General features: G+C 70.0%; 14 protein-coding genes. 6 read left to right on the forward strand and 8 right to left on the reverse strand.

The genetic code is table 11. The features are described 5' to 3' along the window. Positions 1 to 150: 150 nt before the first annotated feature. Complete coding sequence (locus DFR72_RS46400) at positions 151 to 1,053, reverse strand: SRPBCC family protein (protein WP_245983421.1); 903 nt, start codon at positions 1,051 to 1,053, stop codon at positions 151 to 153. Beyond that, positions 1,050 to 2,342 carry an NAD(P)/FAD-dependent oxidoreductase gene (locus DFR72_RS24275; protein WP_211335508.1) on the reverse strand — a complete coding sequence of 431 codons (1,293 nt, stop codon included), beginning with the start codon at positions 2,340 to 2,342 and terminating at the stop codon, positions 1,050 to 1,052. The genes DFR72_RS46400 and DFR72_RS24275 overlap by 4 nt, the downstream gene beginning before the upstream one ends. 79 nt (positions 2,343 to 2,421) lie before the next feature. Between DFR72_RS24275 and DFR72_RS24280 the strand changes: the two genes are divergently transcribed. Next, a complete protein-coding gene (locus tag DFR72_RS24280) occupies positions 2,422 to 3,894 on the forward strand; it encodes an FAD-dependent oxidoreductase (protein ID WP_090065021.1) in 1,473 nt (490 codons plus the stop codon). A gap of 36 nt (positions 3,895 to 3,930) precedes the next feature. Here DFR72_RS24280 and paaZ read toward each other — a convergent pair whose 3' ends face one another. After that, positions 3,931 to 5,952 (reverse strand): phenylacetic acid degradation bifunctional protein PaaZ, encoded by a 2,022-nt coding sequence (paaZ, locus tag DFR72_RS24285; RefSeq protein ID WP_090065022.1) that lies wholly within the window; start codon positions 5,950 to 5,952, stop codon positions 3,931 to 3,933. A gap of 87 nt (positions 5,953 to 6,039) precedes the next feature. Between paaZ and DFR72_RS24290 the strand changes: the two genes are divergently transcribed. Further along, a complete protein-coding gene (locus DFR72_RS24290) occupies positions 6,040 to 6,564 on the forward strand; it encodes an SMI1/KNR4 family protein (protein WP_090065023.1) in 525 nt (174 codons plus the stop codon). A gap of 9 nt (positions 6,565 to 6,573) precedes the next feature. On the opposite strand, the gene DFR72_RS24295 is transcribed toward DFR72_RS24290, so the two are convergent. Continuing rightward, entirely contained in the window at positions 6,574 to 6,759 is a 186-nt protein-coding gene (locus DFR72_RS24295; RefSeq protein WP_245983422.1) for a CAP domain-containing protein, read from the reverse strand. Between the two features lie 99 nt (positions 6,760 to 6,858). Here DFR72_RS24295 and DFR72_RS47065 point away from each other — a divergent pair, with 99 nt between their 5' ends. Continuing rightward, positions 6,859 to 7,848 (forward strand): hypothetical protein, encoded by a 990-nt coding sequence (locus DFR72_RS47065; RefSeq protein WP_090065025.1) that lies wholly within the window; start codon positions 6,859 to 6,861, stop codon positions 7,846 to 7,848. Here DFR72_RS47065 and DFR72_RS24305 read toward each other — a convergent pair. Continuing rightward, positions 7,845 to 8,750 (reverse strand): LysR family transcriptional regulator, encoded by a 906-nt coding sequence (locus DFR72_RS24305; protein WP_090065026.1) that lies wholly within the window; start codon positions 8,748 to 8,750, stop codon positions 7,845 to 7,847. The genes DFR72_RS47065 and DFR72_RS24305 overlap by 4 nt on opposite strands. A gap of 71 nt (positions 8,751 to 8,821) precedes the next feature. On the opposite strand from DFR72_RS24305, the gene DFR72_RS24310 reads away from it, so the two are divergent. Both DFR72_RS24310 and DFR72_RS24315 read left to right on the forward strand, forming a co-directional pair. Beyond that, positions 8,822 to 9,490, forward strand: coding sequence for a nitroreductase family protein (locus DFR72_RS24310; RefSeq protein WP_090065027.1), 669 nt, complete (start codon positions 8,822 to 8,824; stop codon positions 9,488 to 9,490). Positions 9,491 to 9,519: 29 nt separating this feature from the next. Continuing rightward, entirely contained in the window at positions 9,520 to 10,383 is an 864-nt protein-coding gene (locus DFR72_RS24315; RefSeq protein WP_245983424.1) for an AraC family transcriptional regulator, read from the forward strand. On the opposite strand, the gene DFR72_RS24320 is transcribed toward DFR72_RS24315, so the two are convergent. From DFR72_RS24320 to DFR72_RS24330, 3 genes are read right to left on the reverse strand one after another with little or no spacing between them, the layout of a single operon-like run. Further along, positions 10,361 to 11,527, reverse strand: coding sequence for a hypothetical protein (locus DFR72_RS24320; RefSeq protein WP_143086689.1), 1,167 nt, complete (start codon positions 11,525 to 11,527; stop codon positions 10,361 to 10,363). The two genes, DFR72_RS24315 and DFR72_RS24320, sit on opposite strands and share 23 nt — an antisense overlap. A gap of 15 nt (positions 11,528 to 11,542) precedes the next feature. After that, positions 11,543 to 12,358: an SDR family NAD(P)-dependent oxidoreductase gene (locus tag DFR72_RS24325; RefSeq protein ID WP_090065029.1), complete on the reverse strand. Its 816-nt coding sequence runs from the start codon at positions 12,356 to 12,358 to the stop codon at positions 11,543 to 11,545. A 36-nt stretch (positions 12,359 to 12,394) separates the two neighbouring features. After that, positions 12,395 to 14,044 (reverse strand): AMP-binding protein, encoded by a 1,650-nt coding sequence (locus tag DFR72_RS24330; RefSeq protein WP_090065030.1) that lies wholly within the window; start codon positions 14,042 to 14,044, stop codon positions 12,395 to 12,397. 95 nt (positions 14,045 to 14,139) lie between these two features. Here DFR72_RS24330 and DFR72_RS24335 point away from each other — a divergent pair, with 95 nt between their 5' ends. Continuing rightward, positions 14,140 to 14,931, forward strand: a complete 792-nt coding sequence (locus tag DFR72_RS24335; RefSeq protein ID WP_170176371.1) for a LuxR C-terminal-related transcriptional regulator — start codon at positions 14,140 to 14,142, stop codon at positions 14,929 to 14,931. Positions 14,932 to 15,022: the final 91 nt, after the last annotated feature.

Raw genomic sequence — 15,022 nt, forward strand, 5'->3', positions numbered from 1 at the left:
CTCTGCGTCCAAGCCGGCGGCGGCAGGAGGAAGAGCCTGTCTCACCTACCGGCCCGAGGGAGTCTAGGGATCACGCTCGAACGGCGGAATCGGGCCTGACCTGCGTTTTTCCTTTGCCTTTACCGGTGGACCGGATCCGCCGCGACGGAGTCAGCGGACGGGCCCGAGCACGCGGATCAGGTTCTTCTCGGTGTCGTTGCCCAGCTTCTCCAGCGCGAGCTTCGCCACGGGTGCCCCGAACTTCGCGAGCCCGTTGAACTCGACGTGTGCGTGGTAGGCGATCCTGGCCGTACCCGGCGTGTCCCCCGCGGTGATCGAGATGTCGTCGGTCGACGTGGCGGTGTCGTTGCGCCCCACGAACTGCAGGCCGCTCGCGTCGTCACGGGTCAGCTCGTAGACGAGTTCGGTCTTGCGGCCGAGGAACGACGAGACGTTGCGCCAGCGCGAGCCCACCTCGACCGGGCCGTCGTCCAGGCGCGTGCACGACACGGTGCCCGGATCCCACTGCTCGGCGCGGGAGAAGTCGCGCAGGTACTCGACGACGCCCTCGGGCGTGGACGCGACGGTGAAGGTGCGCTCGACGTCCACACCGGACACGGTCGGTGAGTTGAACACCTGCGGCACCCGGTTCAGCCGGTACTGGTCGACGAGCTCGGCCTGGCTCTCCGCACGGTGCGCGAGGCGCTCCAGCCGCGTGTCGTCGAAGCTGTTCAGCTTCCGCAGCGTCCGCCACAGGGCGATCTTGCCCTCGATGCCGACGCGCAGGGTCTCCAGTTCGAGGACGTCGCTGAGCGGTGACCGGCCGAGCACCCTGCCGTTGAGCTTGAGCCTGCCCGCCTTCTCGGTGAGCCAGCCGAGCGCTTCCTTGTGCGGACGCGACTCGACACCGGCCTGGCGCATGAAGTCGAGCAGCTCCTTGCGGTCCGCCTCGATGTCGTCGGCGAGAACCCGCAGCTCGGGGTGCGTGCGGCTGATGCGGCGGGCGAGCTCGGTGCCCGCCATCGCCCCGGTCAGGTGGTCGTTGAGGTAGATGCTGAGCAGCTCCGTGTTCACGCTTTCCGGTTACCCGCCGCCAAACCTTCGCGCCGGTCGATCGCCTGCATCGGCTCCAGGATGATCGGCTGCGCGCGACGGCCCGTGAGCAGGTTCCACGCCCACTGCGCGAGCACCGCGGCCCGGTTGCGCCAGCCGACGAGGAACGCGATGTGCACGCCCGCCCACGCCGCCTTGCCGATGAGGCCCTTGAGCCGCAGCTTCTTGATGTCCGCGACGGCGTCACCGGGCGAGATCGTGGCCATGGTGCCGAGGTCGAGGTACTTGAACGGCTTGGCCCTGCGCCCGTCGAGGCGTGCCTTGATCACGCGGGCGACGTGGTGGCCCTCCTGGATCGCGGGCTCGGCGATGCCGGGCAGGTCGTTCAGGTTCACCATGTCGCCGATGGCGAAGACGTCGTCGGTGACCGAGCAGTCGACCGGGTTCACGATGATCTTGCCCTTGCGGTCGGTCTCGGCGCCGGTCGCCTCGGCGAGCTTGCCCGCCAGCGGCGAGGCCTGCACCCCGGCCGCCCAGATGATCGTGCGGGCTTCGACCCGGTCGCCGTCCTTGGTCGTCAGGCCGTCCGCGTCGATGGACGCGACCATGGCGTTCGTCATCACCGTGACGCCGAGCCGTTCCAGCTTCACCCGCGCGTGCTCGCGCAGCGGCGCCGAGAACGGCGGCAGCACGTGCGACACGGCGTCCATCAACGTGATGCGGACATCACGCGGGTCGATCTCCCGGAACTGGCCCTTCAACGCCCTGCGCGCCAGGTCGGCGAGCTGTCCGGCCAGCTCGACGCCGGTCGGTCCGGCACCGACGACCGCGAACGACAGCCACTGCTTCGGGTCCGCGGCCGACACCGCCGTCTCGAACGCCCGGAGCAGCTTCGAGCGCAGGTCGACGGCCTGTTCGAGGGTCTTCATCGGCGGCGCGTGCTCCGCCCACTCGTCGTGGCCGAAGTAGCTGTCGCGCGAGCCCGCAGCGACGACCAGGGTGTCGTACTCGACCTGGCTGGACCTGCCGTCCGGCAGGTCGACGTGCACGCGCTTGGCGGCGGTGTCGAAGCCGGTGACCTCACCGAGCAGGACGTGCGCGTTGCGTTGCCTGTGCAGGATCGCGCGGAACGAGGGCGCGATGTCGCCGGCGGGCAGCAACGCCGTCGCCAGCTGGTACAGCAGCGGCTGGAACAGGTGGTGGTTCGTGCGGTCGATCAACGTGACCTCGGCGTCCGCGCGCTTCAGGCCGCGCACCACGCCCAGCCCGCCGAACCCGCCTCCGACAACGACAACCCTGTGCTTGCTCATGGGAGTCGCATACCCGCTGAAGCCGGACGGTATCCAGCCGTCCTCGCATACCCGCCCGGAACGGGGGTATCCGGCCGCCATGACCACCACCGCTGACCAGTCGCTCTGGCTTGCCGCCCTCCCAGCGAAGACACGTCCCCCGCTGACCGGACAGCACACCTTCGACGTGGCCGTGGTCGGCGGCGGCATCACCGGCCTGACCACCGCGTTGCTGCTCAAGCGCCGCGGCCTGAACGTCGTGGTGCTGGAGGCCGAGCGCGTGGCCTCGGGCGTGTCCGGCAACAACACCGCCAAGGTGACCGCTCTGCAGTCCACTGTGTACTCGCAGATCCGGCAGACCCACGGCCTGGCCGCCGCCACCGACTACGCCGCCGCGTCCGTGGCCGCCGTCGCCCAGGTCGCCGACCTGGCGAAAGGCATCGACTGCGACCTGCGCCGCTCCCCCGCCGTCACCTTCGCCTACTCCGAGTCCGAGGTGCGCGACGTCGACCACGAGCTGATCGCGGCACGTCAGGCGGGCCTCCCGGTGCGCGACGCCAAGAACGTCGACCTGCCGTTCGAGGTGCACGCCGCGGTCTGGCTCGACGACCAGATCGGTCTGCACCCGGTGAAGTACCTGCAGGGCCTGGCCGAGGAGATCGACGGCGACGGCAGCCTGGTGTGCGAACACAGCAGGGTCGTCGACGTGAGCGGGCACCGCGTGTCGACCGACGACGGCCACGTCACCGCCGACAAGATCGTGATCGCGACGCACTACCCGACGCTGGACCGGGGCCTGTACTTCCCCCGCCTCGAACTGACCCGCGCCTACTGCATCGCGGCACGGGTCAACGCGCCGACGCAAGCGCTCGCCATCAGCACCGGCAGCCCGTCCTGGTCGATCTCGGCGCACGAGGACAAGCTGATCATCGCCGGTCAGAGCCACCAGACGGGCAAGCCCGCGGTGGAGCCGTACCGCCGGCTGGAGGACTTCGCGCGCCGGCACTGGCAGGTCGAGGAGATCACGCACCGCTGGTCGGCGCAGGACCCGACGGCCTACGACCACCTGCCGATGATCGGCAGCTACACGCCGGGCAACACCACGCTGTTCACGGCCACCGGCTACATGAAGTGGGGCCTGACCAGCGGCACGTTCGCCGCATCACTGCTCGCGGACCTGGTGACGGGCAAGCCGAACGAGCTGGCGGAGCGGTTCAGCCCGCACCGGCTGTCCCTGAAGTCGCTGCCGACGCTGGTGAGGAAGAACGCCGAGGTCGCGGTGGAGATGGTCGGCGACCGGATCATGCCCGCCGACGCCACGTCCAGCGAGAACCTGCCGCGCGGCCAGGCCCACGTCATCCGCGACGGCCTGGGCAAGACCGGCGTCTACCGCGACGAGAACGGTGAGCTGCACGGGGTGTCGATGCGCTGCACGCACCTCGGCTGCTTCGTCCGCTTCAACGCCGCGGAACGCAGCTGGGACTGCCCGTGCCACGGTTCGCGGTTCGACGTGGACGGCGCGGTGCTGGAGGGACCGGCGACCCGGCCCCTCCCCCGCAAGGAAGCGCGCTAGTGGTGGCTCGGCCCGCCAACGGGCCGAGCCACACCGCTAGCTCTTGGCCACGAGGGTGAGCACGTCGTACTTCGCGACCGACTCGCCCTTCTGGTTCGTCACGTCGGAGTCCCAGCGGACCTCGCCGTACTCCTGGTCCTCGCGCGGCGTGATCTGCTTGACCGTCAGCGTCACGGTCAGCTGGTCGCCGGGGAACGTCGGCGTGACGAACCGCAGGTTCTCCAGCCCGTAGTTCGCGAGCACCGGTCCGGGCTCCGGCGAGACGAAGAGCCCCGCCGCGAACGAGACCACGAGGTAGCCGTGGGCGACCCGGCCGCCGAAGAACGGGTTCGCGGCGGCCGCCTCCTCGTCCATGTGCGCGTAGAACGTGTCGCCGGTGAACGACGCGAAGTGCTCGATGTCCTCCAGTGTCACCTCACGCGGACCGGCGACGACCGTGTCGCCCAGGCGCAGTTCGGCCAGCGTCTTGCGGAACGGGTGCACCGCGTCCTCACGGCGAGGCGCGCCCGTGACCCAGCGGTTCGTGATGGCGCTCAATGCGCGCGGGCTGCCCTGCACGGCCGTGCGCTGCATGTGGTGCAGCACGCCGCGCATGCCACCCATCTCCTCACCGCCACCGGCTCGGCCGGGGCCGCCGTGCACGAGCATCGGCAGCGGCGAGCCGTGGCCGGTCGACTCGCCGGCGTCCTCGCGGTCGAGCACCAGCAACCGGCCGTGCCACGGTGCCGTGCCGATCACGACGTCGCGCACGAAGTCCGTGTCGGCCGAGACGATCGAGCCCACCAGCGACCCCGCACCGCGCGCGGCCAGCGCCACAGCGTCGTCCACGGAGGTGTAGGGCATCAGCGTCGAGACCGGGCCGAACGCCTCGACCTCGTGCGGCTGCACGGCGTCGGCGGCGGCGCGCAGCAGCATCGGCGACATGAACGCGCCCCGCTCGGCGTCGGCATCCACAAGGGACAGAGCGCCGTCGCCGTAGACGACCGAGGCGTTCTCCCGCAACGCCTTCAGCGACCGGCGGACCTCCTCGCGCTGCTCCAGACCGGCCAGCGCGCCCATCTTCACCGACTTGTCGGCCGGGTTGCCGATGACCACCTCGGCCAGCTTCGCCGCCGTCGCCTCGGCCACGGCGTCCATCAGCGACTCGGGCACCAGCGCGCGCCGGATCGCCGTGCACTTCTGGCCTGCCTTGGTCGTCATCTCGGCGACCAGCTGGCCCACGAACAGGTCGAACTCGGGCGTGCCGGCGACGGCGTCCGGGCCGAGGATCGAGCAGTTCAGCGAGTCGGCCTCGGCGTTGAACCGCACCGACGACCGGATCACGGCCTGGTGCGTGCGCAGGTGCTGGGCGGTGGACGCGGACCCGGTGAACCCGACCAGGTCCTGCGGGGTCAGGTGGTCGAGCAGGTCACCGGCCGAACCGCAGACCAGCTGCAGCGACCCCTCGGGCAGCAGACCGGAGGCGAGCATCAGCTCGACCATCTTCTCGGTCACGTACGCCGTCTGGGACGCGGGCTTGATCAGCGTCGGCACCCCGGCGATGAACGCGGGCGCGAACTTCTCGAGCGGCCCCCACATGGGGAAGTTGTAGGCGTTGATCTGCACCGCGACCCCGTGCAGGGGCGTGCAGATGTGCTGGCCGACGAACGTGCCGCCCCGCCCGAGCGGCTCGACGGGCCCGTCGACGTAGACCTTGTCGTTGGGCAGCTCGCGCTTGGCCTTGGACGCGTACCCGAGCAGCACGCCGAAGCCGCCGTCGATGTCGATCCACGAGTCGGACCTGGTCGCGCCGCTGCGCGCGGACAGCGCGTACAGCTCGGCCTTGTGCTCCTTGAGGTAGAGCCCGAGCGCCTTCAGCAGCTGCGCGCGCTGGTGGAACGTGAGCTCGCGCAACGCGGGCCCGCCGACCTCGCGCCCGTACCGCAGCGCCGCCCCCATGTCGACGCCCGCCGACGAGATCCGGGCGATCTCCTCGCCCGTGACGGCGTCGTGCAACGGCGCGCCCTCCACCGACGGCGTGTGCCATCCACCCGACACGTAGCTGCGCAGCAAGCTCATCGAGCCCCAACCCTTCTCGCGGGGGCGCTGGATCCTCAGCGACCCGACCACCGGGCAACGTATCAGCCGCCGGGTAGCGTCGCGGGCGTGAAGGCTCTGCTCACCGAGCTCGGCGAACTGCTCGCGCGGAAGGACCCGCGGGCACGCTCGACGTTGCTGCCGGGCGCCTCCACCGCGGCCTTCGCCCCGCTGACCGCGAGGCTGCCCGTCCCGCTGCACCCCGACCTCGTGACGTTGTGGGAGTGGCACGACGGCGCCGACCACGGTGAGCCGTCGCCGTTCGAGATCGCGTCGTCCTGCGCGTTCATGAGCGTCGGCATGGCCTCGCGGACGTGGGACCAGCAGCAGGCGATGCGGGAGGAGTACCCGTACGCGCCGTGGCGGCCGGAGTGGGTGCCGCTCGGCTCGGACGGGTGCGGCGGCCTCCTCGTGGCCGACCACACCCCCGCGTCCGCTTTCCGCGTGTTCAAGGCGTTCGCCGAGGCCGGCGAGTTCGTCCACGTCGTGGCGGAGTCACCCCGCGCCATGGTCGCCGCCCTCGTGGCGCGCGTGCGCGACGATCTGCCGGTCGATCACATGACGAGGTACGACCAGCGCTATCCGTTCTCCTGACGAAGCGCCTCAGCGCGTGCCGAAGTTCTGCGTCCAGTGGTGCCCGTACCGGGTGTTCTGCCGGTACTGGTGGCCGACACCGCTGTCCCGCAGGGCGCAGTTCAGGATGTTGGCGCGGTGCCCGGCGCTGTTCATCCACCCGCGCACGACGCCGGCGGCCGTCGAGTGGCCGGCGGCGACGTTCTCGGCGATCACGCGACCCCAGCTGATAATTCGTATTACAGCCTTGTTTCGTCGCATCCTCACCCCCTACCGTCCGGAACCTCGGAGTCCTCGACGCAAAGGAGCGTTCCCATGACACCGAACCGCCGACAACTGCTGCTCGGGACCGCGGGAGCGGCCTTGCTGGCGGCGAGCGCAGGGGCGGCACCCCAGGCCGCCGCAGCACCCGCGGGGTTCCCGGACTACCGCTACCGCAGGCTCGCCCTGGTCAAGAGCAAGCTCCGCTACAACCCCACCGGCGAACTGATCTTCCCCACGATCCGCGGCACGAAGAACCGGATTCCCGGCGCTCTCGCCGCGTACTACCTCTACTACGCGCCTCACGACGCCCCCGGCGGCATCTGCCTTGCGTACGCCAACTCGCTGGACGAGGAGTTCACCGAGTACGCCGGAAACCCGATCATCACGCGGAACTGGCCCGGCGAGTACTCCGTGTCGCACGTGTCCTCGCCGCACGCGATGTGGAACGACGACGCCAAGCGCATGTACCTGTACTTCCACGGCGAGAACACCGTGACCCGGCTGGCCAGCTCCGCCGACGGCATCCGCTTCTCCTACGAGAAGGAGGTCCTGTCCACGCGACTGATGCCCGCCGGGACCACGGAGACCTCCTACGCCAGGGTGTTCCGGCACGACCTGCCGTCGCGCAACGCCCGGTACGTGATGGTGTTCATGCTCAACAACACGACGAACCGTCGGGACATCGGCTGGGGCTGGTCGGCGAACGCCCGCGACTGGACCTTCGCGCAGACCCCGCTCGTCCGGCACCAGGACGTGGGCGCGGTCAACATCGGCGGCCCGCACCTGTTGTTCCGCAACAACAGCGTCTACGTCGTCTACAACACCGACCGCGGCAGCGGCGGCAACATCCTGATCACCGAGGTCGGCCGCGACTTCTCCCTGCGCAGGCACCTGGGCGTCTTCCACGACTCGCTGTCCGGAGCGCCGGACAACGGCAGGTCGGCCGCGCCCTCCTTCGGCACCTACCAGGGCCGGGAGTACATGATCTACGAGGCCGGGGACCGGCTGGACGGCAACATCGCCATCGCGCAAGCGATCTAGAGCGCGAACAAGGTCGCGCAGTGGTCGGCGAACGCTTGCGCGCGACGCGTGAGCGGTCCGCCGGCCGCCCAGCCGAGCACCACGGGCGTGGTCGGCACGTCGTCGCGCAGCGCCACCGTGATCACCTCCAGCCCTTCGTACGACGTGGAGAGCGCGGGCTGCTGGACGGTGATCGAGTAGCCGATGCCGCGCGCCACCAGGGATCGCGCCAGTTCGAAGCTGCGCGCCCGGTGCGTCACGACCATCTCGACGCCGGCCGCCGTGAACACCGAACGGAAGTAGCGCTCGCTCGGCGGAACGTCCAGCAGCACGAACGGATCGTCCGCGAGTTCGCGCAGAGCCACCGCGCGCCGCCGGCGCAGGCGATGTCCGGCGGGCAGCAGCACCTTGGGCGGCTGGTCGTACAACGTCCGGGTGGCGATGCCGGGCACCAGGTCCTGGTCGTAGAGGAACGCGACCTCGCACCGCCCGGTGATCAGGTCCTCGCCGATCTCCGGCAGGCTGCCCTCCACGAACCGCACGGACACCCCGGGGTGCGCGCGTTCGAACGTCGCGATCGCCGCGGGCAGGTGGAACGGCGCGATCGGCGCGTAGCAGCCGACCGTCAGCACGCCGCTGACCTGCCGGCTCAGACCACGTGCCTCGGCACCGAGGTCGCCCATGGCCCCGACGACGCGGCGGGCGTCCGCGAGCACCCGCGCGCCCGCCGCCGTCAGCGCCGCTCCCCTGCGCGGCGACCGGACGACCAGTCTCAGGTCCAGCACCCGTTCCAGTTCGCTCAGCGCCAAGGAGATCGCGCCCTGCGACACGTGACAACGCGCGGCGGCCGCGGTCAGCGAGCCCGTTTCGGCCACCGCGATCAGGTATTCGAGCTGCCGCAGCGTCACGTTGGGCAGATTCATGAGTTGAGCTTATAACTGTCCAAAGAAACTTGAACTGGTCAAAAGAGTGCGGTCCGGGCATCGTCCGGACCGTGACTCGACCGCACACCCACCCGTTCATCCCGTTCACGCCGCCCCGGCTGCCGATCGAAGAAGGACTCGACCGCGGCAGGGCCTTCCACCGGCTGCTCGACGCGCGCCGGTCGGTGCGCTGGTTCTCCCCCGATCCCGTGCCGGCCGAGGTGATCGAGCTCGCGGTCCTGGCCGCGAACACCGCCCCGAGCGGCGCGCACCAGCAGCCGTGGCGGTTCGTCGCCACCCGGAACCCGGACCTCAAGCGCCGCATCCGGGCGGCGGCCGAGGAAGAGGAACGCCGCTTCTACCACGAGCGCGAGCTACCGGAATGGCATGCGGCGCTGGCACATCTGGAGACCGACGCGACCAAGGAGTTCCTGGAGGTCGCGCCGTGGCTGGTGGTGGCGTTCGCCCAGAAGCAACAGGACGGCAGGAAGACCTACTACACCAACGAAAGCGTCGGCATCGCGTGCGGGTTCTTCATCGCGGCACTGCACTCGATGGGCCTGGCGACGCTGACGCACACGCCGAACCCGATGACGTTCCTGACCGACCTCCTCGGGCGTGAAGGCGAACGGCCGTACATCCTCTTCCCGATCGGCTACCCGGCGGACGACTGCGAGGTGCCGGACCTGCGCCGCAAACCGCTCGGCGAGGCGCTGACGTTCGCGGACGGACTTGCCTGATCGTCCCACCACCGTGGACCATCGGGGACGTGGACGAACTACGCGCGCTGATCGCCAAGCATGCCCGGCCGGACATGACCACGATCATCGACGACGTCCTGGTGTCGAGGACCACGGCGGGCGGTCCTCCCACGCCGTCGATGTCCGGCACGATCCTCGCGTTCGTCGCCCAAGGCCGCAAACGCATCGCACTGGGTGAGCGCGTCTACGACTACCGGGCCGGCCAGTACCTGGTGGCCTCGATAGACATGCCGATCACCGGCAACTACGTCGGCATCAGCCCGTCCGAACCCGCGCTCGGCCTCGGGCTGGTCCTCGAACCGGACCTGGTCGCCGAACTGCTGCTGACGGGCGACCTCCCGAAGGCCGCGGGCACCCCGGAGGGTCTGGCCGTCAGCGACGCCTCCCCTGAGCTGGTCGACGCCGTGACCCGGCTCGCGCGCCTGCTCGACCAGCCGAGGGACGCGCGGGCGCTCGCCCCGCTGATCAAGCGGGAGATCCTCTGGCGGGTCATGACCGGCGAACAGGGCGCGGTCGTCCGCCAGCTGGGCGCGCAGGACAGCAGCCTGAGCCACATCGCCAGGGCGGTCCGGTGGATCCGGGAGAACTACGCCGAGTCGTTCAAGGTCGAGAACGTCGCGCGGATCGCGGGCATGAGCGAGTCGGCGTTCTACCGCAACTTCCAGGCCGTCACGGCGATGAGCCCGATCCAGTTCCAGAAGCAGATCCGCCTGCAGGAGGCCAGGTTGCTGCTCGCGACGAACAGGGACGTGACGAGCGTCAGCCACCGGGTCGGCTACGACAGCCCGTCGCAGTTCAGCCGCGAGTACCGCCGCCAGTTCGGCGCGCCGCCCAGCAGGGACGCGAAGCTCACGCCGCAGCCCGTTCTCTGACGTCCAGGTACACCGCGCGGACCTCCAGCGTCCGCTCGACCTTCTCGAGCACCGGCGCGAAGAACTGGCGCCGGTGCTCGGCGTCGCTCATCGAGGTCACCGAGAAGTACATGCTGCCGAACGCCGCGAACAGCGTGGCGTTGCGCAGCATCGCCGACGGCACACCCGGCCACGACATCTCCGGCCGCTGCCCGATCCACAGCTCGGCGATCGCGGGCGTCACGACGATCAGGCCCAGCACCACGAAGAACGCGAACAGCGCCAGCCCGATCACCGCCGCCTGCACCAGCTGCCGGATCGCGAGCATCACCAGCAGGTTGCGCGTCTGACGGCCGTTCAACCGCTTGGGGGGCAACGGTTCGGCGACGTCCACTCCGGACAGCGGTGTGCCCTTGCAGGCGGTCTTCAACACCTCCGGCCGCAGGTCCTGCTCCACGCGGCCGATCTCGTCGCGCAACCTGGCGGCGGCCGCGAGCACGGTGATCGAGGCGAACAGCAGCACGACCAGGCTGACCCGCGGCCACAGCAGCTGGTTCATCGCCTGCCACAGCTCACCGGTGAAGAACAGGAACAGCGTCACGAACAGCATCGGCGGCAACGCCCGGCCGAGCAGGTGCACGCTGTTGCCCAGGTCGGCGATCACGTGCCGGATGGCGGCCTTGAGCAGCGCGCCCAGCCCGTAGGTGGTGGCCAGCATCGTCGCCACGAACGCGAACCCGAAGACCACGACGAACCACACGAGGGCGCCCCACACCGACTCGGGCTTCTCGTCACCGTCCGGTGCGATGAACTCGGTGTCGATGGCGAACTGCACCAACGGCGTGATCACCGGTATCACGGCGTACGCGACCAGCAGCAACACCGTCATGCGCGGCGAGAAGTCCGGCATCCCCCGCACGAACAGCGAAAGCAGGACCCACGTGGACACCATCACCGCGACGATCACCCCGAGCAGCACCCACCGCGACAGCCCGGCGGACTGCTGCAGCACGAGCCACGCGAGGCTGCCGACCGCCACGAACGCCAGTGCCGGCAGCATCCGCGGCAGCACGTGCGACCGGAAGCCGTAGCCCTCGATCATCGTCGGCGCGCCCTGCTGGACGAACCACTGCTCGGTCCGCCGCACGACCGTCTCCGAAGCCACGGCGAGGATCATGCCTCACCGCTCGAACAGGCGCGCCATGATGGAGTAGTAGTGGGTCGGCGTGATGCGGGCGAGGGCGTCGAACACGTAGGCGTCCGGCCCGACCAGCACGCGCGACTTGCCGCGTTCGACACCGCGGTGGATGACCTCGGCGGCCTTGTCCGGGGTGGTCAGCGCGATCTTGTCGAAGTCCGCCGCGATCTGGTCCAGCGACCGGCCCTGTTCGTCGAGCTCGGTGTGGATGCGCCCGTTGCGGATGATGTTGGTCTTGATCCCGCCGGGGTGCACGGCGACCGCCGAGACGCCGGTGCCGCGCAGTTCCTGGCGCAGCGAGTCGGTGAACCCGCGGACGGCGAACTTCGCGGCGCAGTAGGCGCTCTGGTTCGGCATGCCGCACAGCCCGAACACGCTGGAGGTGTTCACGACGACGCCGTAGTTCTGCTGGAGCAGCATCGGCAGGAACGCCCGCGTGCCGTTCACGACACCCCAGTAGTTGATGTCGAACAGCCAGGAGTCGTCCTCCGCCACGGAGTTCAGCACGCTCGTGGACGTGGCGACGCCCGCGTTGTTGAACACCGCCGCGAGCGGCAGGTCCAGCCAGTCCTGGACCTCCTTGGCGAACCGCTGCACGTCGTCGGCGTCCCGCACGTCCAGGATCCGGCTGAGCACCGGGCCCTTGAGCGACGCGGCGGTCTCCTCCAGCCCGATCTCGTCGACGTCGGCGATGACCACCGGCGAGCCGTGCCGGGAGAGCCGCCGCGCGAGGCTGCGGCCGATTCCGGAGGCCGCCCCGGTGATCACCGCTGGTCGCCCTGAGATCTTGCGGACCATGTCTGCTCCTGTCCTCGAAGACGGCGGAGCTCCACGTTAGCGGCGCAGCTCGGGGAACTGGTCGTCGCGCCACTCCCCCGTTCCGGCGACGCCCTTCTCCTCCCGTTCCCGCAGATCGACGCGCCGGATCTTGCCCGAGACGGTCTTGGGCAGTTCGTAGAACTCCAGCCGCCGGATCCGCTGGAACGGCGCCAGGTTCTCGCGGGCGTGCCGCAGGATCTGCAGCGCTGTCTCGCGGTCGGGCTCCCAGCCCGCGCTCAATGCCACGTACGCCTTGGGCACGGCGAGCCGGACCGGATCCGGCGCGGGGACGACGGCCGCCTCGGTGACCGCCGGGTGCTCGATCAGCACGCTCTCCAGTTCGAACGGCGAGATCTTGTAGTCCGAGGCCTTGAACACGTCGTCCGTGCGGCCGACGTAGAAGAGGTAGCCGTCCTCGTCCCGGCTCGCGATGTCGCCCGTGTGGTAGTAACCGCCGGCCATCGCCTCGGCGTTGCGCTCGTCGTCACCGTGGTAGCCGACCATCAGCGACATCGGCCGCCGGCTCAGGTCGATGCAGATCTCGCCCTCGCCGGCCTGCTCGCCGGTGATCGGGTCGACCAGCACGACCGGAACGCCCTGCAGCGGCCGTCCCATGGAGCCGAGTTTCACCTGCGCCCCAGGCACGTTGCCCACCGACAGCGTCGTCTCGGTCTGGCCGAAGCCGTCGCGGATCGTGAGGCCCCACCGCTGCTGGACCTGCTCGACCACCTCGGGGTTCAGCGGCTCCCCGGCGGCGACGACCTCGCGCAGCCCGCCGGGACCGCCGCTGAGGTCGGCCTTGATCAGCATCCGCCACACGGTCGGCGGCGCGCAGAACGTGGTGACGCCCTTCGCGCGGATCTGGCCGAGCAGCGCGGCCGCGTCGAACCGCGCGTAGTTGTAGACGAAGATCGTCGCCTCGGCGATCCACGGCGCGAAGAAACAGCTCCAGGCGTGCTTGGCCCAGCCCGGCGAGCTGATGTTGAGGTGCACGTCGCCGGGGCGGACGCCGATCCAGTGCATGGTCGTGAGGTGCCCCACCGGGTAGGAGACCTGGGTGTGCTCGACGAGCTTGGGACGGCTGGTCGTTCCGGACGTGAAGTAGAGCAGCAGCCGGTCGCCGGCCCTGGTCTCCGGATGTGGCAACGGGTCGTCCGGCGACTCGGCGGTCTCGGCGTAGTCCAACGGCCCCGTGCCGCCGACCGTGATCACGACCGGGCCTTCCTCGAACTTGGCAACGTCCTCGGCACGTGCGATGACGTGCCGCACCGAACCCCGCCGCAGCCGGTCAGCGAGGTCTGCGGGCCCGAGTGCGGTGGTGGTCGGCATGATCACCGCGCCGAGCTTCATCACCGCGAGCATCGACTCCCACAGCTCGGCCTGGTTGCCCAGCATGATCATCACGCTGTCGCCCCGGCCGACGCCGTGCGACGCGAGCCAGCGCGCGACGCCGTTCGACCGGCGGCGCAGCTCGTCGAACGAGTACGCGCGCTCGGAGCCGTCCTCCTCGACGATGTGCAACGCCGTGGCGGTGTTGCCCTCCGCGATGACGTCGAACCAGTCGTGCGCCCAGTTGAAGGTGCCGTCGAAGCTCGGCCAGGTGAACGCGCCGGGGTCCGCGAGCATCAGGTCTCGGGCCGCGCGGTAGATGTCATGACTGGACATGTCGCAGAAGGGTGGGAGCGCCGGCGCCGCGGGGATACCCCCGGATGGGGGTGCACCCCTTTTCGAGGGTGCCGCCGTCAGCGAGACTGCTGGGCGTGCTGCCAGACCGTTTCCAGGTGTTGCTGCCGCAGCGCCTGGACATGCTCCGCCGGGCCACCGGGCTGCCCGTCGTCTTCGGTGGTGCGGTCACGCCCGCCCGCGACCTGCTGCTGAGCAGCTTCCAGGGCACGCGCGGCACGTCGTTGCACGGACTGCGCGTCGGCACCGGCCGGGGCCTGGGCGGCACGGCGATCGCCATGGGCACCGCGGTCCGCGTCAACGACTACGCCTCGACCAGGGCGATCACCCACGAGTTCGACCAGATGGTGGTCGTGGACGAACGTCTGACGTCGGTGTTCGCCTACCCGGTCACGGTGCGCGGCACGGTGCACGGCGTCCTCTACGGGGCCGTGCGCGGGCAGGCGACAGTGGGTGACCGGGCGATCAGGATGGCCGGCGCCATCGCGCAGGGATTCGCACAGGACCTGAACATGCCTTTCCAGCAGAACCAGACGCTGCACACGCAGGCCGCACTCCGCGAGCTCGCCGAGGTCGCCAGGCTCGTCGGCGATCCCGTGCTGCGCGAACGACTCCGCAAGGTGCACCAGAACCTCGGCGGCGAGGCTCCCGTCAGCGTCCCTGCCGGACTTACCCCGCGGGAACTCGATACGCTTCGGCTGGCCGCGGTCGGTGCGTCCAACCGGGAGATCGCCGCCGAGCTCGGGTTGAGCACCGAAACCGTCAAGGCCTACCTCCGGGGCGCGATGCGCAAACTGGGGGTGCACAACAGAACCGCCGCCGTCCACGCGGCGAGGTCGACGGGAGCGCTGCCAACTTCTTGGCCCTGAAGGTTCGAGCGTGATGCTCGACCCTTCAAGCCGAGTCGCGTTCTCCGTGCGCCACTGGGTGTGGCGTGCGGGCCGCATCAACCCGTCGCCT

The organism is Lentzea flaviverrucosa, assembly GCF_003350445.1.
In the GTDB taxonomy this organism is placed as follows: Bacteria; Actinomycetota; Actinomycetes; order Mycobacteriales; family Pseudonocardiaceae; genus Lentzea; species Lentzea californiensis.